The sequence below is a fragment of the Pseudomonas sp. genome (assembly GCF_030690725.1).
Lineage (GTDB): Bacteria > Pseudomonadota > Gammaproteobacteria > Pseudomonadales > Pseudomonadaceae > Aquipseudomonas.
The window spans coordinates 124,535-146,639 of the sequence record NZ_JAUYGD010000068.1; the positions used below are offsets into that span (position 1 = coordinate 124,535).

A 22,105-nucleotide genomic window follows, 5' to 3' on the forward strand; every position below is an offset into this window, starting at 1 on the left:
GCCGCGCGCTAGATAATTTCGAAGTAGCGATCCAATTCCCAGTCGCTGACATGCCGACGGTATTCGCGCTCTTCCCACTCGCGGCTGGCGGCAAAGTGCTCGACAAACTCATCGCCAAACAGCTCCCGCGCCGCCGCCGAAGCCTTCAACCGTTGCGCTGCATCCCACAGGGTGCGCGGCAGGGCCAGCTCCTCGGGGTGCTTCATCGCGTAGGCATTGCCCACCACCGGTTCGGTCGGTTCCCACTGCTGCATCACGCCATACAGCCCAGAGCCGAGGGCCACCGACAGGGCCAGAAACGGATTGCCGTCGGCCGCGCCGAGGCGATACTCCTGACGCTGGGATTTGTCGCTGCCGGGAATTACCCGCAGCGCGGCGGTGCGATTTTCCACGCCCCAGGTGGCATCGGTGGGCGCCCAGAAACCGGGAATCAGCCGGCGGTAGCTGTTCAGCGTTGGCGCCACCATGCAGAGAAACTCCGGCATCAAACGCTGCTGCCCAGCGAGAAAGTGGCGCTGAATCTTGCTCATATTGTGCGCCTGGCTCGGGTCATAGAACGCCGACTTGCCGCTGGCCAGATCACGCAGCGACACATGGATATGCCCGCTCTGCCCCGGGTACTTGCCCGACCACTTGGCCATAAAGGTGGCCATCAGGCCGTTGCGCTGGGCCAGCACCTTCATAAAGGTTTTGAACAGCGCGCCCTTGTCGGCTGCGGCTTCGGCGCGGTCATAGGCGATGGCCGCCTCCAGCACGCCGGGGCCGGTTTCGGTGTGCAGGCCTTCGATGGGAAAGTCCATGCGCTCGGCCATTTCCAGAATCTCGTGGTACAGCTCGGCGTGCACCGAGTTGCGGATCATCGAGTAGCCAAACCAGTCCGGGGTGAACGGCTTGAGGTTGCGAAAGCCCTTCTCGCGGGCCGACTCCGGGGTTTCATCGAACATAAAGAATTCATATTCCAGCGCGGCAAAGGCATCAAAACCCATGGCCTTGCAGCGCTCCACCACCCGGCGCAGGGTGCCGCGTGGGCAGACCTTCTCGGCCGCCTCGGCAAACTCGCAGATAAACAGCAACATGCCGTTCTCGAACGGCAGATCGCGGCATGTGTGCGGCAACACCCGCACCGGCGCGTCCGGGTAACCAGTGTGCCAGCCGGTGTACTGGGCGTTGTCGTAGAGCTGGTCCTTCACGTCCCAGCCGAGCACCACATCGCAGAAGGCAAAGCCGCTGTCGAGGGCAGAGAAGAACTTGCTGCGACTGAGGTATTTGCCGCGCATCACCCCATCGTTATCAAACACCCCGACCTTGATATGGCTAAGGCCCCGCTCTTCGACAATGCGCTTGGCATCCTGAACGGTTTTCACGTCTCGCGGATTGAGCATAAATACACCTGTCTCTTGTTGTTATGACTGTCGTTATGGCCGACATTCGGGGGTAACAACAAAGTCTCAAGCGCATCCCCACAACAACCGCACAACGCGCCCTGACTACCACCCAACGCCTGTTAGAACACCCGGAAAAAGCCTGTTCAGTGTGGTACAGGATTGAGGAGTTGGCTGACAAATTAGGGAAAACATCGTGGGCAAAAGCCATGTTCGAAATCCCCGGTAAAGCCAAGACAGAAAATCTATTCACTTACTGCCCGTAGCACGTCCCAAAAAAGAAAATACTGAAATCACGTTACGCGACACTCTGTCATCATTATTCCCCCAGCCGGCTATTGTGGAAAAATCCTTTACCTGTAAAAGTCGCCGGCATGGGCCTCAGCACCATGACGTGGAAAAGTACAAAGGGTCCGCCACGCCTTATTAGCAAAAGCCCGCCACAAATTTTTAATGGATTAAAAGAGTTTCAGCATGAAGCATTTGGAGCCGCAGCCTCAACACGCCACACATCAAATGGCACCCAAGGTTCCCTCCCAGAAGCGCAATACCAAAACTATGCTTGCCGCCATATTCCTTGGTTTAACCCTTGGAGCGGGCAGCCTAATGACAGCCTTTTGGGGACCTTCGTCAGCTGATGACCTTTCCGAAAGAGACAAAGCCGCACTCATCAATGAGTTCTCACGTGCTCAGGCTTTTCAACTCGCACCAGTGGCCGCACATGAAATAGATGGCGCGCTGGATATGATGCGGCTTAGCCCAGACCAACGTAGCGCCCTGCAAACCGCTCTGAACGAGCAGCCAGCTGCAACCTCACAAAAAAGCAGCTTAGGTTGGATAGAACTCTGGGATTTTGCTGACCAGGATGGCGATGTTGTGCGTATTTCGTCGGCCGGCTACCAAATCGACTACCCACTGCTGAATGCCCCAGCTCGACTTGCCGTTCCTATTGATGGAACAACCACGATAAAAATAGTCGGGGTGACAGACGGTGGGGGCGGTATCACCCTTGGGCTCAGAAGTGGTGCGGCGGCTATATCCCTCCCCGTAATTCAGCCAGGGCAGTCACTTACCGTGCCAGTCACCTTCTAAATGGTCCTATCATGCTGAACACCATTAGTCGGTATATGCCACTGCTTTTTGCAATCATGGTTTTCACCATGATCTTCCAGTTCGTTGAAAGTCACTGGCCACAACCTGCGTTTATCGCAGCTCTGCTCACGGCGATTCACAGTATCGCTTGGTATATCGCTGCTGCGGCAATACTAGGCTGGCTAGTGTTGCTACTTGGCTGGTTGCACGCGCACGACGAACTCCCACGTTTTCTGCAACTGAGGCCCCTCATGGATATTCTGGACAGACTTACTAATAAACAAGCAGTTGAAGAGGGGTTTGAAAAACAGGATACCGCCACCTTTATAGACGCCAAAAGTTTGTCTGAGGCATTGAAACAGCGTGTTATCGGCCAGAACACTGTTTGTGATGACATAGCCGCCCAAATACGACGTCGTCTTGCCTTGTCACAGCGTGGAAAACCCGTAGGAGTATTCCTATTCGCTGGGCCACCCGGCACAGGGAAAACCTACCTAGCAAAAATTCTCGCCAAAGAGTTGGAGCGCCCACTGCTGCACTTGGACATGACCCAATTTTCCGCAGGCAGCCACTCACTCTCGCAACTACTTGGCATGAACAAAGGTTATGTCGGATCCGACACTTACGGGAAACTTACCTCAGGCTTGCAAGACACCCCGAATGCAGTAGTACTACTAGATGAAATTGAAAAAGCCCATCCAGATGTACTCAAAGCATTCTTAACAGCCTGGAACGATGGATTCATAACTGAGCGCTCCGATAGCAATCAGATATCTACTGCGTCTGCGATATTCATACTTACCAGCAACGCTGGAACTCAGCGCCTGAGCGAAATATCGATACAGTTCGCGCAAGAACCAGACGCCATGCGTGAAGCAGCCGTAAATACCTTACGTGAAGCACACTTCGCCCCTGAGGTTCTTAATCGGATCGACCGCATCTTTGTCTTCCAGCCATTCAAGGGACTCGACATTGCTAGAGTTACTGCCCTAGAAATCGAAGATATGATTCACGGTTATGGCCTTGAAGTCGCCGACCAAGGCATTGACCCTGACATTATTCTTACCTTGATGGCTCGCTATCAGAAACTCGGTAAGCTTGGATCGTCACGCGATCTAATCAGAGCCATTGAGGAGCAATTAGCTGACTCCTTGATCGAGGCGAAAAAGGCCGGCCACCCGAAAATCAAGCTTCAAATAGACTCAGAACAGCGTATTTCGGCGCAGGCAGTAACACGTCCGCCCACTCGGGAATAAGCCTATGCGCGGCACAAATAGTTTATGGTCTATCTCTCCGGCTTGGCGCTGGACACTATCACTTACCCTGCTCGCAACAGCACTAGTTGTTTTGAGTGCGCCTTGGCAGCACAAGATCCCTAGCCGAGGGCAGGCACAGTACACGCCACCAGCGCCTATCCCGGGGACCGGTATGGCGGCGATACCACGCCAATCCCCACTCGACCCAGCATTCGATACTCCGATCAATCTTCCAACTGCCACATTCACGTCTGACACCGAACTGCATGTTATTGGCGTATACGAAGCTGCCCTACCTAATGGAGAAAGGGAAAAACCTTGGTGGAGTAACTGCACGGCCCTCGGGGATGACCCAACAGCCATGATGGCATGCCATCAAAAGTACTCCGACCAGCACCCCATCAGAACAATCACGGTTTACCTAAACCAGACGACCTCACCGGTAGTACTTACTCTGATGGCATATGAACCGGTACGCTGGAAGATAGTCGCGCGACCAGCTGCAGATCTACGCAAGGTTATTCTTGCTGGTTATCACGGCCAGGATATAGAGGGCATCAGCGAATCCATACCTGTCGACGTTCATAGCTATGAATCATCGCCCTGCCTGAACTGCACAAGACAGCCGGATCATTTTTACGCGTATAAACAAGATGACCCTAAGTTTGCAACAGCCATGTTCAAGCTCAAGACCCTAACAGGCTTGTCGCCCACCTCCTTTCAAGGCGCATACAAGTCCGAACACTTTACTATTGCTAGCGGCCGTATGGACACAACACGTACTCCCCTGCTTAACCAGCCAGAACAGTATAAGGGCAAGACATTTAGCAATCACCTGACAATTGCCCAAACAACACTACTACTACCCGACGGGGTATGGCACGGACTTGGCCATGTTCAAACCCCGTCAACACGTGGTGAGGACCACTATCTATTACTGTCGCGCAACACAAACAACCAACTTTCAGATCTATTGGCCATACGCTTGCAAAGAGTTAAAGACGATCAGGGCTTCAGTCAATATCAGGCATGTAGCCAACTCGCCGATTATAAAAAACATGTGCAATCAAACCAGGCACTCGGACAACAACTTTGTTACTGGTCGAGTCATGTCGCTACCCCATGGCAACAACCAATATTTAAATTTGCTGCTAATCGCCTTGCCGAGCTAGGCACCGCTCTACCCGACTCAGCGATCAGTACAGGATTCCATAAAGCTGATTCTTCCATGTCGCTCACGACGCTTTATTACACCTTCCCGGACTCACAATTTGGGAGCTCGGCGCCCAAAGACTGGAGTATGAATCCCTGGAATCCTGCGCTGATTAATAACTTTCCTGAGAACGCACACTTTCTCAACCAACGCTTAGAGTGGGCAGCTGACTGGTTTCAGATTTTCAGCGCTACGCAACACACACCGGCTCTAGCCAGCGAGAGCCACAACTAACAACTTCACGGCTGCTTCACTTTAGTAAAGGGAAGCTATCGCAACGAGTTCTCACTCACTACACACAGCAAAACGCCCGCACCTTGCGGCGCGGGCGTGGTTTTGCAGGCGGATCGACGCAATCAACGATAAGGCGCGCCAGCCTTGGCCATCAGCGCGTTGTACTTCTTGAAAATCTCCACCACACGGGCGCAGCGTGGGCTGGTTTTGGCGATTTCGTCCCAGAACTTCAGCGCCTCGCCTTCCACCGTGGCCCATTCTTCGGCGGCGATGGAGGTCAGTTGCAGCTTGCCGCCTTCGACTCGCAATTGCGCCTCACCGCCCCAGTACCAGTGCTGGCGATAGTAGTTGGAGCTGTCCATGCACCGCTTGAACAGGGTTTTCAGGTGCTCGGGCACCTCGGCCCATTTATCCGAGTTGGCGAAGTAGGAGCCGCACCAGGCGCCGGAGATGTTGTTGGTAAGGAAGTACTTGGTCACGTTGGCCCAGCCGACGGTGTAGTCCTCGGTGATGCCGGACCAGGCAATGCCGTCCAGCTCACCGGTCTGCATGGCCACCTCAACATCTTCCCAGGGCAGGGTCACCGGAATCACACCAAAGCGGGTGAGAAACTTGCCGGCCGTGGGAAAGGTGAAGATGCGTTTGCCTTTGAGGTGCTCAAGCTTGGTGATCGGCTCCACCGTGGCGAAGTGGCAAGGGTCCCAGGCGCCGGCGCCGAGCCAGGTCACGCCTTTGACTTCACCATAGGCCTCGGCCCAGATTTCATTGAGCCCGTACTGCTCGAACAGCACTGGAATATCCAGGCTGTAGCGCGTGGCAAACGGGAAGTAGCCGCCGAACACCGAGATATCCACGGGCGCGGCGATGGAGTCGTCATCGCTCTGTACCGCATCGATGGTGCCGCGCTGCATGGCGCGAAACAGCTCACCGGTGGGCACCAGTTGGTCGGCGTAATACAGCTGGATTTCCATCTCGCCATTGGCAGCCTTGTTGAAGGCATCGATGGAGGGTTTGATCACATGCTCGCCCAGGGCCGCGCCGGCATAGGTTTGCAGGCGCCAAACGATTTTCTTCGGCTCGGAGGCGTAGATATGCGCCGGGCCCAGTGCCGTTGCCCCTGCTGCCCCGGTGGCCACCGCGGCGGTTTTCAGAAAACTGCGTCTCGTACTCATGCTGTTATCTCCAGACGTGTCGATTCAGATCGTGACGATTCAGATGGCATACAACCGCACTGCCAGGCCCACGGGGCGCTGGCAGGGTTTTCAGAGGGGCGACCTGCACCTGATTGCGACAAAGTCCTTGAGGATTGCATACGGCATAAACGGCACGTACCGCAGCAATCCTCACTGGCTTCTACAGATACGACTGCGCTGGCCTACAGCTGAAATTCATGTGCTCACCTGCCGTAATGCCACTGCGGCAACCACAGGGCGATCTGCGGGAAGACCATGACCAGCACCAGCGCCAGAACCATGATCAGCACGAATGGGGTAACCGATACATAGATGTCGCGCAGCGAGACTTCCGGCGGAGCCATGGCGCGCATCAGGAACAGGTTGTAGCCGAAGGGCGGCGTCATATAGGCGATCTGGCAGGTGATGGTGTAGAGCACGCCATACCAGACCAGGTCGAAGCCCAGAGCACCGACCAGCGGAATATAGAGGGGGGCGACAATCACCAGCATGGCGGTGTCATCGAGGAACATGCCCATGATGATGAACGACAGCTGCATCAGGATCAGTACCTGCCAGGGCCCCAGCCCGAGGCTTTCGAGGAAGAATGCCTCAATCGCCTTGACCGCACCGAGGCCGTCGAACACCGCGCCGAAACACAGCGCGGCGAGGATGATCCACATAAACATGCAGCTGATACCGAGGGTCTTGCGCAGGGTTTCTTCCATCACGCTGCGGGTCAAACGCCCCTTGACCAGCGCCATCAGGGTGGCCGCCGCTGCGCCCACCGCCGAGCTTTCCACCAGGCTGGTAATGCCCATGAGAAATAGGCCGGTCATGCAGAAGAAGATAAACAGCGGCGCAATGCCGGCCTTGAGCAGCAGCAGTTTCTCGCGCCGGCTGATCTGCCCGCGCTCTTCCGCGGATAAAGCCGGTCCCAGTTCAGGCTGCAAACGGCAACGCACGGCGATATAGAGGATAAACAGCCCCGCCATCAGCAGACCGGGAAACACCCCGGCCAGCCACAGCTGGCCGACCGGCTGGCGGGCGATCATGCCGTACAGCACCAGCACCACGCTCGGCGGAATCAGAATGCCCAGGGAGCTGCCGGCCTGGATCACCCCGGTGACCATGATCTTGTCGTAACCACGGCGCAGTAATTCAGGCAGCGCAATACTGGCGCCGATGGCCATGCCGGCCACGCTCAGGCCATTCATCGCCGAGATCGCCACCATCAGCCCGATGGTGCCGATGGCCAGGCCACCATTGAGCGGCCCCATCCAGACGTGGAACATCTTGTAGAGGTCTTCAGCCAGTCCTGATTCGGAGAGCATGTAGCCCATAAATACGAACAGCGGCAGGGTCAGCAGCGGGTACCACTTCATCAGTTTCATGGCCGCGCTGAAGGCCATTTCCGAACCACCATCGCCCCACAACAGCAGGGCTGCCGCCACTGCGACAAAACCAATCGCGCCAAATACCCGTTTACCGGTAAGCAGCAGCAACATCATCGAGGAGAACATCAGCAGGGCTATCAGCTCGTAATCCATTACAGCGGTTCCCCCCGCGCGGCGGCGATGTCCTTGAACAGGGTGGCGATGGCCTGCAGCAGCATCAGGGCGATGCCGATGCACATGATGATCTTGATCGGCGCCATTTTCGGCGACCAGGCCGAGTAGCTGGTTTCGTTGTACTCAAGGGCGTACTGGGTCGAGGAAATACCGCCGTAGAGCAGAAACACCAGGTAGAAAATCAGAAAGCCGATGGTGATCGCATCGATGATCGCGCGGGCCCGTGGCGACCAGCGGCTGTAGAACAGGTCCATGCGCACATGGGCATCGAGCTGCATGGAATAGGCGCCACCAAGCAGGAAGTAGGCGACCATCAGAAACTGCGCCGATTCCAGCGTCCAGGCGGCCGGCATAAAGAAGGTCTTGCTGATTGAGGAGTACAGCAGCACGCCGAGAATGGCGAAGATCAGGTACATGGCGAAACGCCCGACAACGCGGTTGAGCGCCTCCACTGCGTGCACAAACAGCCTGATGGCCTTGGGCATACTGCACCTGCCGAATAATTGTTATTCCGAGAGCCTAGACCAAGATTGGCCAAAGCCAATCAGCGCAAGCTGAGGTAGCACAAAGCACGCCAGCTCTTTTACGCGGCCAATCTCTCTCGAAATATCAGCAGCTTAGTGCAGGGAAAAAAGCTGCGATAAACCCCGGCTAGCCCTCTAGAAAGCCCATCAGCACCGCCACGGTGCGTGCGGGGTCCTCTTCTTGGGGCACATGCCCCAGCTCATCGAACAGCACCAGACGGCTGCCCTTGATATCGCGCTTGAAGCGCTCGGCGTTGACCGGTGGAATCAACTCATCGCGGCCGCCCCAGATAATCAGCGTCGGCACCTTGAGTTCGGCAATGCGCGTGTAGCTCTGCCCCGCTTCGGCCTGGATAAAACGCTGACGCAAGGCTTCACGGTTGCCAGCGCGCAGGGTCAGCTCGTAGTAGCGATCAATCAGTTCATCGCTGACCTTGTCAGGGTCGCCGTAGACGTTGCGGATGCTTGCCTCGATCATCTGCCGGGGCAGCAGGTTGGCCATCAGCGGCGCCAACGCGGGAACCTGCGCCAGGCGAAAGCCGATGGGGATAGACGTGGCGTTGCGCGGATAACCGGCCGCATCCACCAACACCAGGCGCTCGACCCGTTGCGGATGGTCCAGGGCAAATTGCCAGGCCAGTTGCCCACCAAAACTGTTGCCCGCCACCACCGCGCGCGGCACCTGCAACTGGTCCAGCACATGGCCGAGGAAGGCGCTGTAGTGGGCCATACGGTAATCGCCATCGGGGAATGGCCCGGTCAGGCCGAAGCCCGGTAGATCGAGGCTGATTACCCGGCGTTTAGTCTGCAGTGCAGCCACCCAACCCTCCCAGGTGTGCAGGCTGGCCGAGGTGCCATGCAGCAGCACAATCGGTGCGGGGTCATCCCGTGGGCCCTGATCACGCAGGTGTACCAGCATGCCGTCGATGGCCAGAAACTCGGATGGCGGCAAAGCCCAGCGCGGCTTGAGGTCCGCCAGGGGACGATCCGGCGCCCAGTTCCAGGCCACTGCGGCGGCCAGGCTGATCAGCAACAGCAGAACAAGGGATACGGATATCTGCACAACACGTTTCATAGTCGGTACCTGATGGCAAGGCACTGGCAATACTAGTCAACGAGGCGCAGCTTGCCTGTGTCCGTCGTGCACCACCCGGTTGTAGGAGCGGCCCATGGCCGCGATAAGGGCTTCGCGGCCATGGAACTAGGCGCCCCCAGCTCCCTCAATATGCAGACGAAAAAAAGCCCCGATGTGCCGGGGCTTGAGGAGTGTTGCGCCGTTTTGCGGCGCACACGATAAAACGGGTATTTAGACCAGGCTGGTCAACGCATCACGACTAAAGGGCAGAATGTCCTGCTCGCGACCATCGCGTACTTTTACCGCCCAATCCGGGTCGACCAGCAGTGCGCGACCTACGGCAACCAAGTCGAACTCCTGCTTGTTCAGGCGCTCCAGCAGGTTTTCCAGGCTGGCTGGCTGAGCCACCTTGTCGGTGTTGACCATAAACTGGAGGAACTCGCCATCCAGGCCGACGCTGCCCACGGTAATGGTTGGCTTGCCGGTCAGCTTGCGCGTCCAGCCCGCCAGGTTCAGCTCGGAGCCGTCGAACTCTGGCTCCCAGAAGCGGCGCGTCGAGCAGTGGAAGATATCCACGCCGGCATCGGCCAGCGGTTTGAGGAAGGCTCCCAGCTCTTCCGGGGTTTGCACCAGGCGTGCGGTGTAGTCCTGCTGCTTCCACTGCGAGAAGCGGAAGATGATCGGGAATTCCGGGCCCACTGCGGCGCGCACGGCCTGGATCAGCTCAATGGCAAAGCGCGAGCGCTGCGCCAGGTCACCGCCGTATTCGTCGGTGCGCTGGTTGCTGCCGGCCCAGAAGAACTGGTCGACCAGATAGCCGTGGGCACCGTGGATTTCCACGCCGTCCATGCCGATGGCTTTGGCATCTTTAGCGGCTTGGGCGAAAGCGGCGATCACTTCCTTGATGTCGTCCTGGGTCATGCCGTGCACAACCACGTTACCTTCCTTGATTTTCTCGCTCGGGCCGTAGCCTGGGACGCTGGCGTCCGGCTCGGTGCCCAGCTTGCGCACATTGCCCACGTGCCACAGCTGAGGAACGATCTTGCCGCCTTCGGCGTGCACGGCCTCGACCACTTTTTTCCAGCCAGCCAGGGCGTCTTCACCATAGAAACGTGGCACGTTCGGGTAACCATTGGCAGCCTTGTGGCCAACGGTGGTGCCTTCGGTGACGATCAGGCCAACACCGCCAGCGGCGCGGCGACGGTAGTACTCGATGACCTTGCTGTTCGGTACGCCACCCGGGGAGAAGGAACGGGTCATCGGCGCCATGACCACACGGGTCGGCAGCTCCAGGTTGCCCAGGGTAAAGGGTTGGAACAGCGCTTTAACGGGATCGGTCATCATCATTCCTCGGGGCGGCCAGAGCGCCGCAACTGGTTAAAGGGGCTTGTGATCAAGCCTGCAACAGCAGCTGCAGGCGTTGGATAAAGTCAGTCAGGGCGCGGGTGTTGTTGGCCACCTTGAGCCGGGTCAGCGCGCCTTGCCAGGCATTGGCGATAAAGCTCGCCAGGTTGCGGCAATCTTCATCGACAGGCAGCTCACCAGCGGTCTGCGCCTGTTCCAGACAGGCCTGCAGGGTGTCCGCCGAGGCCTGCAGAATCGCATCGACCTGCGCGCCCAGCGTCGGCGACAGCTCGGCCATCTCGAAGCTCAGGCTGCCAATAAAGCAGTGGTATTCCAGACGCTCCTGGCGAGCGAAGTGCTCCACCAATTCGGCGTAATAACCGAGGATGCGTTCACGCGGGCTCAGCGCCGGATTGCTCAGGGCTTCGGCATAACGCGCCAGGCGTGGCTGATAAACCTGCTGCAGGGCCTGCAGGGCAAAGTCTTCTTTGCTGGCGAAGTAGTGGTAGAAGGAGCCTTTCGGCACCCCCGCCGCCTGCACGATTTCCTGCACGCCGGCGCCGTGATAACCACGACGGGTCATCACCTCGGCGCCTTTGGCGAGGATCAGGTCACGCTTGTCGAGTCGGATGCTGGAGTTCATACCGGCAAGAATATGACCGGTCGTCTCGCTTCGCCCAGCACTATTGATTTGCGTGATTATCGGTAAGAAGCAGAGCGGGTTTTAGAAACGACAAAGCCGCGAACAGGTCGCGGCTTTGTGGGCAGGCGTGAGCCTTAATCAGCGCTGCACGCGCTGACTCGGCGTTTAGCCGCGAGCGGCTTTGATCACGTCGATGTAGGGTTCGGCAAAGCGTTGATCCTGGATCAGCGCGATAAAGTCATTGCCCTGGGCGTCCTTGGCGTTCAGGTCGTAGCCGGCGGCAACGAAGAAGCCGACAAAGCGCTCGAAGTCATCGATACGCAGGCCACGGTAGGCCTTGACCAGCTTGTGCAGCGACGGCGGCGTGGCATCGGCCGGTTCTACGCTGAGGAACAGCTTGATCGGCTCGTCACCAATCTCTTCGCCAATCACCTGTTTCTTGTCTTTACGCATCGTTCACTCCAGCTAACCAGGCCACACGGGGCCGGCAGTGTACCTCCGGGGTGGGCAACGGCTCAACGGATGCCGGCCAACCACACGGTTTAGCACGCGACGAAGCTGGCGCACAGCCGACTTAGGTCAATACAGCCCGCCGCGCCCCGCCCTTATACTGCGCCCAGCCACCTGGGAGTCATTATGTCGCTGCCCTTACCGCCGCTGTTCTCCGCCTGGCGCCAGACATTGCGCACCGGCTACGGCTGGAAAAACCTGCGCAGCGACCTGAGCGCCGGGGTCACGGTGGGCATCATCGCCATTCCGCTGGCCATGGCCCTGGCGATTGCCGTCGGCGTGGCGCCGCAGCACGGCCTGTATACGGTGCTGGTGGCCGGCACGTTGATCGCCCTGTTTGGCGGCTCGCGCTTTAATGTTTCCGGGCCGACCGCCGCCTTTGTGGTGATTCTGCTGCCAATCACCCAGCAATTCGGCCTCGGCGGCCTGCTGCTGTGCACCCTAATGGCCGGGGTGATCCTGATTGCCCTAGGGCTGATGCGCGCCGGGCGGCTGATCGAATTTATCCCCTACCCGGTGACGCTGGGCTTTACCGCCGGTATCGGCATCGTCATCGCCACCCTACAGATCAAGGATCTGCTGGGCCTGCGCCTGATCAGCGAGCCGCACAACTACATCGAACAACTCAATGGCCTGCTACACGCCCTGCCCAGCCTGCAACTGGGCGACTGCCTGGTGGCGCTGGTGTGCCTGGCGACGTTGCTGATCTGGCCGCGCTGGGTGCCGAAAGTACCCGGGCATCTGGTGGCGCTGACGGTCGGCGCGCTGCTCGGGCTGCTGCTGGAAAGCCTGCAGATTCCCGTGGCGACTATTGGCGAGCGCTTCAGCTACAGCCTCGATGGCATCGAGTACCCAGGGATTCCACCGTTTCTGCCGAGCTTTGTCTGGCCCTGGCAGTTACCGGGCGCGGATGGCCAGCCGCTGGTGATGAGCTTTGAGCTGTTTCGCCAACTGCTGGCCCCGGCCTTTGCCATTGCCATGCTCGGGGCCATCGAGTCGCTGCTCTGCGCGGTGGTCGCAGACGGCATGACCGGCAGCAAGCACGACCCCAATGGCGAGCTGATCGGCCAGGGCATCGGCAATCTGGTTGCGCCGCTGTTCGGAGGCATCACCGCCACCGCTGCGATTGCCCGTAGCGCCGCCAACGTGCGCGCCGGGGCTTACTCGCCACTGGCCGCGATTGCCCATGCCGGTGTGGTGCTGATCGCCATTCTGTTTCTCGCGCCCCTGTTCAGCTACCTGCCGATGGCGGCGCTGGCGGCCTTGCTGCTGGTGGTGGCGTGGAACATGAGCGAGCCGCGGCATGTAAGGCATACCCTGCGCATCGCCCCGCGCAGTGATGTACTGGTGCTGCTGACCTGCCTGATTCTTACCGTGCTGTTCGATATGGTGCTGGCCGTGGGCGTCGGCCTGCTGCTGGCTGCCGGGCTGTTTATCAAGCGCATGAGTGACCTGACCGACACCGAAGCGCTGCCCAAGCACTTTCACCAGGCGCTTAATGACCTGCCCGAACACGTACTGGCCTACGCCATTCGCGGGCCGCTGTTCTTCGGCGCAGCGGAAAAAGCTCTGAGCGTGCTGCGGCGCTTTACCCCAGGAGTGAAGGTGGTGATCGTCGATATCAGCGCGGTGCCGCTGCTGGATATGACCGCCATCGCCGCGCTGGACAACGTACTGCGCGACTACCGTGAACAACAGGTCGGACTGATATTGAGCGGGCCGACGGCCCAGGTGCGCCTGCAATTGCGCCGCGCTGGGATAGTGCGAGTGGAAGGACAGCTGGCCTATGTGCGTGACCTGGCCCAGGCCAGGGAAAAGGCCTTGCGCTGGCTGGCGCCCATGGCCGATGGGGAATCAGCGATGGCGTAGAGCCCATGCTTACTCGCAAGGCCTGCGATTTCGTAGCCCGGATAAGCGCAGCGCAATCCGGGGGCAACTCCATCCCGGATTGCGCCAAGGCTTATCCGGGCTACCAAGGCCGGCTATTGCAACAACGTAGGGAGATAACGTGCTGCTTATCCACCGTGGACCTTATTGGTGGAAACACTTCGCGGTTTTCCACCCTACAAAGGCGGTGCTTACAGCCCTTTAACCGCGTAGATGCCCGGCGCATTGCGCCAGTAGCCCTTGTAATCCATGCCGTAGCCAAACACGTAGCGATCAACGCAGGACATGCCGACGTAATCCGCCTTGAGGTCGGGGCGTGCCTTGCGGTCGTGGGTCTTGTCTACCAGCACGGCGATGCGCACGTTTTTGGCACCGGCATGCCGGCAGAAATCGATGATTGCACCGAGGGTGTGCCCTTCATCGAGGATGTCGTCGATGATCAGCACGTCGCGGTCGATAAAGGAGATTTCCGGCTTGGCCTTCCAGAACAGCTCGCCGCCGCTGGTTTCATTGCGGTAGCGGGTGGCGTGTAGGTAGGACAACTCCAGCGGAAAGCTGAGCTTGGGCAGCAGCTTGCCGGAGAAGATCAGCCCGCCGTTCATCACGCAGAACACCACGGGATTGCTGTCGGCCATCTCGTTGTTGATGGCTGCCGCCATGGCGTCGATAGCCATCTCGACCTCGGCATTGCTGTGCAGGCAATCGGCTTCGGCCATAACTTGGCGAATATGCGCGAGATCGACGGACATGCTGTTTCCTCTTGGGAGCGGGACGGCCAGACCAGAAAGCTGATCAATGCGTCAAAATAAAAGCCGGCAAAGGTACCCATCTGCGTAGAGCAGAGCAAGGGTTGCCAGACAAACAGGGCAATTTGTCGCCAACAGGCGAAATTTAGACGCTAATTGCTGATTTCACCCGAGCCCGAGGCAGCACTTGGCATAGCCAATGCTTTAATCTAACGCAATTTTTCGCCCGTCCTGCCGGAGACCCCGCCATGCCCATCCTCGAGATCCGCCACCCGCTGATCCGCCACAAACTCGGCCTGATGCGCCGCGCCGATATCAGCACGAAGAACTTTCGCGAGCTGGCCCAGGAAGTCGGCGCGCTGCTGACCTACGAGGCAACCAAGGATCTGCCGCTGGAAAACTGCGAGATCGAAGGCTGGTGCGGCACCGTGCAGGTGGAGAAAATCTCCGGCAAGAAAATCACCGTAGTGCCGATCCTGCGTGCCGGCATTGGCATGCTTGAAGGCGTACTCAGCCTGATTCCCGGGGCCAAAGTCAGCGCCGTGGGCGTCGCGCGCAATGAGGAAACGCTGCAGGCACACACCTACTTGGAAAAGCTGGTGCCGGAAATCGACGAGCGTCTGGCGATGATCATCGACCCGATGCTCGCCACCGGCGGTTCGATGGTCGCCACCATCGACCTGCTGAAAAAAGCCGGCTGCAAGGATATTCGCGCCATGGTGCTGGTCGCCGCCCCGGAAGGGATCAAGGTGGTCAACGACGCGCACCCGGATGTGCTGATCTTCACCGCCTCCATCGACGAGCGCCTGAACGAACACGGCTACATCATTCCCGGCCTCGGTGATGCCGGCGACAAGATCTTCGGTACCAAGCAGAAGGACGCCTGACCATGCAGGATCATATGCAGGACGAATACAACGACCCACTCTGGCGCCAGGGCATTTCCGGCGCGCAGATGCTGTTTGTGGCCTTCGGCGCCCTGGTGTTGATGCCGCTGATCACCGGCATGGACCCCAACGTCGCGCTGTTCACCGCCGGTATCGGCACACTGCTGTTCCAACTGGTCACCGGTCGCCAGGTGCCAGTATTTCTCGCCTCCAGCTTTGCCTTTATCGCGCCGATTCTCGCCGCCAAAGGTGAGTTCGGCCTGCCGGCCGTGCTCGGCGGCATCGTCGCCTCGGGCCTGGTGTATATCTTGCTCAGCGCCGTGGTGCGGGTTAAAGGTGCGGGCTTTATCGACCGCCTACTGCCGCCCGTGGTGATTGCCCCGGTGATCATTTCCATCGGCCTGGCGCTGTCGCCAGTGGCGGTGAACATGGCCATGGGCAAGGCCGGTGATGGCAGCGCGCAGCTGGTGCCGTATGAAACCGCGATGTTGATTTCCATGTCAGCGCTGGTCACTACCGTGCTGGTCGCCGCCATGGGTCGAGGTCTGCTACGCCTGGTGCCGATCCTCGCGGGGATTATCGTTGGCTGCATCGTCGCTGCGTTCTGCGGGGTGATCGACACCAGCAATGTCGCGGCCGCACCCTGGCTGGCGATTCCTGCGTTCGTGACACCCGAGCTGCATTGGGGCGCGATTCTCTACATCGTCCCGGTCGCGTTGGCTCCGGCTATTGAGCACATTGGTGGCGTGGTAGCGATCGGCAGCGTGACCGGCAAGAACTTTATCAAGAAGCCTGGCCTGCACCGCACCCTGCTGGGCGACGGTCTGGCCACCTCAGCCGCCGGCCTGTTCGGCGGCCCGCCCAACACCACCTATGCGGAAGTCACTGGCGCGGTGATGCTGACCAAGAACTACAACCCGAAGATCATGACCTGGGCAGCCTGCTTCGCCATCGGCCTGGCCTTTGTCGGCAAGTTCGGCACTGCATTGCAGAGCATCCCAGTACCGGTCATGGGCGGCATTCTCTGCCTGCTGTTCGGCTCCATCGCAGTGGTGGGTCTGAATACCCTGATCCGCCATCAGGTCGACCTGTCCGAGGCGCGTAATCTGATCATCGTGTCGGTGACCCTGGTGTTTGGCATCGGCGGCATGGTGATTGGCAACAGTGACTTCGCCTTGTCCGGCATTTCCCTGTGCGCCATCTGCGCCCTGGTACTTAACCTGGTGTTGCCGGGTGGCCAAGGCTGGCGCAGCAAGACCGTGCTGGAAGAGCCGGATTTGTAAATCGCGCCCACTGAAAAGCCCCGCAGATGCGTTGTGCTGTTCAGTTAAGGTCGCACGCGATTTAACCCCTCTCCCATTTATGGGAGAGGGGCTGGGGGAGAGGGTCGGAAACACCGCAAAACTTCCAGTTATCCCCTCTCCCTAACCCTCTCCCCGGAGGGGCGAGGGGACTGTTCGCGCCAGGCTCAAGCTGTATGAACAGGGACGTAGGATGGGTGGTGACCCATCCATGGATCTAAGCGCAAAAGAATGCCGCTTGCCTGTAACAGGGAAGCGGCATTTTCCTTAAATGAACAGTATTACGCGATTGCTAGCCCGACTCAGGCCGGATTAGCCGACCACTGCTGCAACCGCACCACACTCTCGCGGTAAGGCTTGAGGCTCATGCTCAGCAGCACGATGGAGCTGAATACCGCCAGCGAGGTAACAATCAGCAGCGAATAACGCAGCGCATTGTCATCGGCAAACACGTAGTCAGTCACCAAGGCCACCGCCGTCGGGCCTATACCCAGGCCGATCAGGGTAATCACAAACAGATAAATCGCCGAGGCCTGGCCGCGCATCGAGTTGGGCATGATTTCCTGAATCGCCGCCGGCGCGACGCCAAACGGCATGCTCAGGAAAAATACCGCCGGTGCGGTGAGGACTGCCGCCCACAGCGCAGTTTCCATCAGTGGAAAGGCCAGCACAAAAGGCACCGCACCAATGGCCGCATACAGACCGACGCGCATATTGGCGTCGCTGCTGCCGCGCTTGGCCATCCAGTCGGCCAAACGGCCGCCAAAGACGATACCCAGACAACCAAATACCGCAACAATACTGCCGTAAACGATGCCGACCTGGCCGGCATCCCAACCGTAGGTGCGGATAAAGAAGGTCGGAATCCAGGCCGCACTGCCGTAACCGGCAAACGCCAGGCCGGCAAAACCGAAGTTATGGCACAGCACGGTACGCCGGTTGGCGCGGATATAACGGCCAACATCCGCCAGCGGCACCGCGATACCGGCACCAACGCCGCGCCGCACGGGCTCCTTGACCACCAGCAGGAGCAGGGTAAAGAGAATCCCTGCTGCACCAAGAATCAGAAAGATCAGCTGCCAAGGCCGCACTTCGCCAAACACCGGCAGCGTCACATCGCCCTGGGCCGAGGCGAACTGAATCACCAGACCGCCGAGCAGAAAAGCCAGGCCGGAGCCGAGGTAAACCCCCATGGAATAAACGCTGATCGCGGTGGCGCGGCGCTCGGCCGGGAAGCTGTCGGCAATCAGCGAATAGGCCGCCGGCGACAGCGCCGCCTCGCCCACGCCAACGCCGATGCGGCAGAGCAGAAATTGCCAGTACAGCTTGGCCATGCCGCAGGCCGCGGTGGCCGCACTCCAGAACAGCACGCCGATGGCGATCAGCCCACGGCGGCTCTTGGTATCGGCCAGTCGGCCTAGGGGGATGCCGCATACGGTGTAGAACAGCGCAAAGGACAACCCCATCAACAGGCTCATCTGCGTGTCACTGATCATCAGATCACGGCGGATCGGGCCAACCAGCAGATTAAGAATCTGCCGGTCGATAAACGACAGCACGTACGCCACCATCAGGATGGCGACAGTTACCCAGGCGCGGGTAGCAGAGGGATAGCCGTTATTGTTGTTGGGCACTGGCAGTCTCCTCGGCACCGTTGGTGCGGTGCACGACGGTTGAAAGAGCTGCCAGCTTAGGCCGATATACAGGGCGATGAGTATCGCCCTTAGGTGTTATCAGTGAGGCGAATGCGCGGCATCCCTTCGAGCGAATGACAGCCGCGCCGCATTCGGTTAGAGCATCAGCGGTGCACGCTCACTCAGCGTTTTTAACGCCGTAACCCAGCTGGGATGATCATTCAGACACGGCACCAACTGCAGGCTCTCGCCGCCTGCTTCGACAAACTGCTCGCGGCCACGGTCGCCGATTTCTTCCAGGGTTTCGATGCAGTCGGCGACAAAGGCCGGGCACATCACCAAGAGCTTCTTCACGCCCTGTTTGGCCAGCTCATCGAGGCGCGCTTCGGTGTAGGGCTCGATCCATTTGGCGCGGCCGAGCCGCGACTGGAACGACACCGACCACTGCTCGGGCTTAAGCCCCATGCGCTGAGCGAACAGCTCGGCGCTGCGCAGGCACTGGGCGCGATAACAGGTCGCCAGCACTTCGGGCGCGGCAGTACGGCAGCAATCATCACCTTTCAGGCAGTGATTGCTGGGGTCGAGCTTGTGCAGATGCCGTTCCGGCAGGCCGTGGAAACTCAGCAGCAGATGGTCGAAATCCTGTTCCAGATAAGGCTTGGCGCTGTCGACCAGGGCGTCCAGGTATTCCGGCTGATCGAAGAATGGCGGCAGGATGGAAAAGCGGATTGGCAGCTGCTGCTCACGCACTACCCGCTTGGCTTCTTCGATCACCGTGGTGGTGGTGCTGTCGGCAAACTGCGGGTAAAGCGGCGCCAGGGTTACCTGTTTGATGCCCTGCTCGGCCAGGCGGGTCAGCACGGTTTGCAGCGACGGCTCGCCATAGCGCATGGCCAGCTCCACCGGGCCGTGACTCCAGGACGCCTTCATCGCCTGATGCAGACGCTTACTCAGCACCACCAGCGGCGAGCCATCTTCCCACCAGATCGAAGCGTAGGCATGTGCCGAGGCGGCCGGACGCTTGATCAGAATCAGCGAAACCAGCAGACGCCGCAGCGGCCAGGGCAGATCGATAACATAGGGGTCCATCAGAAACTGGTTGAGGTAACGGCGCACATCGGCCACGTCAGTGGAGGCCGGCGAGCCCAGGTTTACCAACAGCAAGGCGTGATCGGTCATGCAAAGTCCTAATCAGTGATGGCCGAGCAAGTCCGCCAGGGCCACATCCAAATGAGTAAAACGAAAACTGAAGCCAGCCTCCTGCAAGCGCGTCGGCATCGCACGCTGGCCACCGAGCAGCAGCACCGACAGTTCACCCAGCAGCACACGCAGGACAAAGGCCGGGGCCGGCATAAAGGCCGGGCGGTGCAGCTCGCGGCCCAAGGCCTGACTGAAAGCGCGGTTACGCTCAGGCGTCGGCGCGCAGGCATTATAAGGACCGCTGGCCTGCTCCTGCTGCAGGAGAAAATCAATCAAGGCGATTTGATCGCTGAGATGAATCCACGGCATCCACTGCCGCCCATTACCCAGCGGGCCACCCAGGCCAAGCTTGAACGGCAGCAGCAGACGCTTGAGCAGCCCGCCGTCACTGGCCAGCACCAGCCCGGTGCGCAGCAGCACCACACGGATACCCAAATCCTCGGCGCGCTGGGCAGTTTCTTCCCAGGCGCCACACAGCTGCGCGGCAAAATCCTCACTCACTGGCGGCGAATCCTCATGCAGCTCGCGCTCGCCGCCATCGCCGTACCAGCCCACTGCCGAACCGGACAACAGCACTCGCGGCTTGTGCTCACGGCTCTCCAGCCAGGCCAGCAGTTGTTCGGTCAGGCCAATCCGGCTGGCCCACAGCAGCGCCTTGCGTTTACGCGTCCAGGGCCGGTCGGCAATCGGTGCGCCAGCCAGGTTGACCACGGCATCCAAGGGTTCTTCAGCCAGCTCTTCGAGCCGGCCAATACCGCGTACCGCGTCGCCACACAGCGCCGCGACCTGCTCGGGCCTGCGGCTCCACACCGTTAATTGGTGGCCTTGCTGCAACCAGTGGCGGCACAGCGCGCGCCCGATCAAACCGGTTCCGCCTGTCAGAAGAATGTGCATAACAATGCCCTCGCATGACCTTTGCATAGTTGCTAACAATCGACGGATTAATGCCGTTTGTGGCTTCAATCCGGCTGCAGGTTGTCTTAACTATAGGAAGGCAGGATCGACTCCGGCATAGCTTATACACAAAAACCATATTGTATAGCTTTTGTCTAAAGCGTAGCCTAACGCTTGAAAACACGAGGTAGACCATGACCGCTCTACACCCCATCGCCATCATCGGCACCGGCATCGCCGGGCTGTCTGCCGCACAGGCGCTGCATGCCGCCGGACACCCGGTGCAACTGTTCGACAAGAGCCGCGGCAGTGGCGGCCGCATGGCCAGCAAGCGCAGTGATGCCGGCGCGCTGGACCTTGGCGCGCAGTACTTCACCGCCCGCGACCGGCGCTTTGTCGAGGTGGTGCAGCAATGGCAAGCCCGTGGCTGGGTCGCCGAATGGACCCCCAGCCTCTACAACTTCAATAACGGCCAGCTCAGTGCCTCGCCGGATGAACAGGTGCGCTGGGTCGGCAGCCCGCGCATGAGTGCGATCACCCGCGCCATGCTCGGCGCATTGCCAGTGAGCTTCTCCTGCCGCATCACCGAAGTGTTTCGCGGTGAGCAGCACTGGCACCTGCAGGATGCCGAAGGCAACAACCACGGCCCGTTCAGCCATGTGATCGTCGCCACCCCGGCGCCACAGGCTACGGCGCTGCTGTCCAGCGTGCCGAAACTGGCTGGCGCCGCCGCCAGCGTGGCCATGGAAGCAACCTGGGCGGTGGCCCTGGCCTTTGCCAACCAGCTGGAAACCCGCGTCGAAGGCTGCTTTGTACAGGACAGCCCGCTCGACTGGCTGGCGCGCAACCGCAGCAAACCGGGCCGCGACACCCAACTCGACACCTGGGTGCTGCACGCCAGCAGCCAGTGGACCAAACAGCACCTGGATATGCCCAAGGAAGCGGTGATCGAACACCTGCTCGGCGCCTTCGCCGAACTGATCGGCTGCGCCGTACCCGCACCCGCCTTCAGCCTGGCGCACCGCTGGCTGTATGCCCGCCCGGCCAGCGCACACCAGTGGGGCGTACTGGCCGATGCCGACCTGGGCATCTATGCCTGCGGCGACTGGTGCCTGTCCGGCCGGGTTGAAGGCGCCTGGCTCAGCGGCCAGGAAGCGGCGCGGCGCTTGCTCGAACATTTGCAATGAATACTCCAGCCCACACTGCGCCGGCCAAACATCGGCTTAACCCACGCAAGCTGCTGCTGTCGAAATGGACAGCAGCGCAGCCACAGAACCGCGAGAAACATTTTCTCGTCACCGAACTGTTCTGCGACGAAGACGGCACAGTATTGCAGATCGAATTGCAGGCCGTGCTCAACCAGCGCTGCCAACGCCTGGACTGGCGCGTACTGGAAAATCCCGAGCACTGGCGCATGGGCTGGAAGTAACAGGCTTACACACAAAACCCTACAGTAGTTGTACAAAAATATTGACTTGTACAATTACAAACCTATGATGAACTCAAGTTGTACATCCACCAGGATCTGTACAAGTCGTAC

At 59.5% G+C, this 22,105-nt stretch carries 20 protein-coding genes; 8 read left to right on the forward strand and 12 right to left on the reverse strand.

The genetic code is table 11. The annotated features are described in order from the left end of the window. Positions 1-8 precede the first annotated feature (8 nt). Positions 9-1,382 carry a glutamine synthetase family protein gene (locus Q8O69_RS18005; RefSeq protein ID WP_305593580.1) on the reverse strand — a complete coding sequence of 458 codons (1,374 nt, stop codon included), beginning with the start codon at positions 1,380-1,382 and terminating at the stop codon, positions 9-11. A 474-nt stretch (positions 1,383-1,856) separates the two neighbouring features. On the opposite strand from Q8O69_RS18005, the gene Q8O69_RS18010 reads away from it, so the two are divergent. From Q8O69_RS18010 to Q8O69_RS18020, 3 genes are read left to right on the forward strand one after another with little or no spacing between them, the layout of a single operon-like run. Further along, positions 1,857-2,474, forward strand: coding sequence for a hypothetical protein (locus Q8O69_RS18010; protein ID WP_305593581.1), 618 nt, complete (start codon positions 1,857-1,859; stop codon positions 2,472-2,474). An 11-nt stretch (positions 2,475-2,485) separates the two neighbouring features. Further along, positions 2,486-3,730: an AAA family ATPase gene (locus Q8O69_RS18015; protein ID WP_305593582.1), complete on the forward strand. Its 1,245-nt coding sequence runs from the start codon at positions 2,486-2,488 to the stop codon at positions 3,728-3,730. A gap of 4 nt (positions 3,731-3,734) precedes the next feature. Further along, positions 3,735-5,177, forward strand: coding sequence for a hypothetical protein (locus tag Q8O69_RS18020; protein ID WP_305593583.1), 1,443 nt, complete (start codon positions 3,735-3,737; stop codon positions 5,175-5,177). Positions 5,178-5,299: 122 nt separating this feature from the next. Here the strand turns inward: Q8O69_RS18020 and Q8O69_RS18025 are convergent, their stop codons facing one another. The 7 genes from Q8O69_RS18025 to Q8O69_RS18055 all read right to left on the reverse strand — a co-directional run bounded on the left by Q8O69_RS18025 (position 5,300) and on the right by Q8O69_RS18055 (position 11,959). Further along, the gene (locus Q8O69_RS18025; RefSeq protein ID WP_305593584.1) at positions 5,300-6,349 is read right to left on the reverse strand and encodes a TRAP transporter substrate-binding protein; all 1,050 of its coding nucleotides are present in this window, start codon (positions 6,347-6,349) and stop codon (positions 5,300-5,302) included. A gap of 224 nt (positions 6,350-6,573) precedes the next feature. Beyond that, a complete protein-coding gene (locus Q8O69_RS18030; RefSeq protein ID WP_305593585.1) occupies positions 6,574-7,899 on the reverse strand; it encodes a TRAP transporter large permease subunit in 1,326 nt (441 codons plus the stop codon). Continuing rightward, complete coding sequence (locus Q8O69_RS18035) at positions 7,899-8,405, reverse strand: TRAP transporter small permease subunit (protein ID WP_275963403.1); 507 nt, start codon at positions 8,403-8,405, stop codon at positions 7,899-7,901. Before Q8O69_RS18035 ends, Q8O69_RS18030 begins: the two co-directional genes overlap by 1 nt. A 166-nt stretch (positions 8,406-8,571) precedes the next feature. Continuing rightward, positions 8,572-9,519 carry an alpha/beta fold hydrolase gene (locus Q8O69_RS18040; RefSeq protein ID WP_305593586.1) on the reverse strand — a complete coding sequence of 316 codons (948 nt, stop codon included), beginning with the start codon at positions 9,517-9,519 and terminating at the stop codon, positions 8,572-8,574. 231 nt (positions 9,520-9,750) lie between these two features. Continuing rightward, on the reverse strand, positions 9,751-10,860 hold the full coding sequence (locus tag Q8O69_RS18045; RefSeq protein WP_305593587.1) for an NADH:flavin oxidoreductase: 1,110 nt from the start codon (positions 10,858-10,860) through the stop codon (positions 9,751-9,753). A gap of 52 nt (positions 10,861-10,912) precedes the next feature. Further along, on the reverse strand, positions 10,913-11,506 hold the full coding sequence (locus tag Q8O69_RS18050; RefSeq protein ID WP_305593588.1) for a TetR/AcrR family transcriptional regulator: 594 nt from the start codon (positions 11,504-11,506) through the stop codon (positions 10,913-10,915). 165 nt (positions 11,507-11,671) lie between these two features. Continuing rightward, positions 11,672-11,959: a PA4642 family protein gene (locus Q8O69_RS18055; protein ID WP_160088297.1), complete on the reverse strand. Its 288-nt coding sequence runs from the start codon at positions 11,957-11,959 to the stop codon at positions 11,672-11,674. A 183-nt stretch (positions 11,960-12,142) separates the two neighbouring features. Here Q8O69_RS18055 and dauA point away from each other — a divergent pair, with 183 nt between their 5' ends. Beyond that, positions 12,143-13,885: a C4-dicarboxylic acid transporter DauA gene (gene dauA, locus Q8O69_RS18060; RefSeq protein WP_305593589.1), complete on the forward strand. Its 1,743-nt coding sequence runs from the start codon at positions 12,143-12,145 to the stop codon at positions 13,883-13,885. 209 nt (positions 13,886-14,094) lie between these two features. Here dauA and Q8O69_RS18065 read toward each other — a convergent pair whose 3' ends face one another. Beyond that, entirely contained in the window at positions 14,095-14,652 is a 558-nt protein-coding gene (locus Q8O69_RS18065) for a hypoxanthine-guanine phosphoribosyltransferase (protein WP_305593590.1), read from the reverse strand. A gap of 245 nt (positions 14,653-14,897) precedes the next feature. Here Q8O69_RS18065 and upp point away from each other — a divergent pair, with 245 nt between their 5' ends. Together upp and Q8O69_RS18075 are read left to right on the forward strand one after the other, a co-directional pair. After that, complete coding sequence (gene upp / locus Q8O69_RS18070) at positions 14,898-15,536, forward strand: uracil phosphoribosyltransferase (protein WP_304866451.1); 639 nt, start codon at positions 14,898-14,900, stop codon at positions 15,534-15,536. Between the two features lie 2 nt (positions 15,537-15,538). After that, a complete protein-coding gene (locus Q8O69_RS18075; RefSeq protein ID WP_305593591.1) occupies positions 15,539-16,819 on the forward strand; it encodes a uracil-xanthine permease family protein in 1,281 nt (426 codons plus the stop codon). Positions 16,820-17,139: 320 nt separating this feature from the next. Here the strand turns inward: Q8O69_RS18075 and Q8O69_RS18080 are convergent, their stop codons facing one another. The 3 genes from Q8O69_RS18080 to Q8O69_RS18090 form a co-directional block, all read right to left on the reverse strand. Beyond that, a complete protein-coding gene (locus Q8O69_RS18080) occupies positions 17,140-18,471 on the reverse strand; it encodes an MFS transporter (RefSeq protein WP_305593592.1) in 1,332 nt (443 codons plus the stop codon). A 156-nt stretch (positions 18,472-18,627) separates the two neighbouring features. After that, positions 18,628-19,650 carry a ferrochelatase gene (hemH, locus tag Q8O69_RS18085; RefSeq protein WP_305593593.1) on the reverse strand — a complete coding sequence of 341 codons (1,023 nt, stop codon included), beginning with the start codon at positions 19,648-19,650 and terminating at the stop codon, positions 18,628-18,630. 12 nt (positions 19,651-19,662) lie between these two features. After that, complete coding sequence (locus tag Q8O69_RS18090; protein ID WP_305593594.1) at positions 19,663-20,565, reverse strand: TIGR01777 family oxidoreductase; 903 nt, start codon at positions 20,563-20,565, stop codon at positions 19,663-19,665. 194 nt (positions 20,566-20,759) lie between these two features. On the opposite strand from Q8O69_RS18090, the gene Q8O69_RS18095 reads away from it, so the two are divergent. Together Q8O69_RS18095 and Q8O69_RS18100 are read left to right on the forward strand one after the other, a co-directional pair. Next, positions 20,760-21,752, forward strand: a complete 993-nt coding sequence (locus Q8O69_RS18095) for an NAD(P)/FAD-dependent oxidoreductase (RefSeq protein ID WP_305593595.1) — start codon at positions 20,760-20,762, stop codon at positions 21,750-21,752. Beyond that, positions 21,749-21,994 (forward strand): TIGR02450 family Trp-rich protein, encoded by a 246-nt coding sequence (locus Q8O69_RS18100; RefSeq protein WP_305593596.1) that lies wholly within the window; start codon positions 21,749-21,751, stop codon positions 21,992-21,994. The genes Q8O69_RS18095 and Q8O69_RS18100 overlap by 4 nt, the downstream gene beginning before the upstream one ends. Positions 21,995-22,105 lie beyond the last annotated feature (111 nt).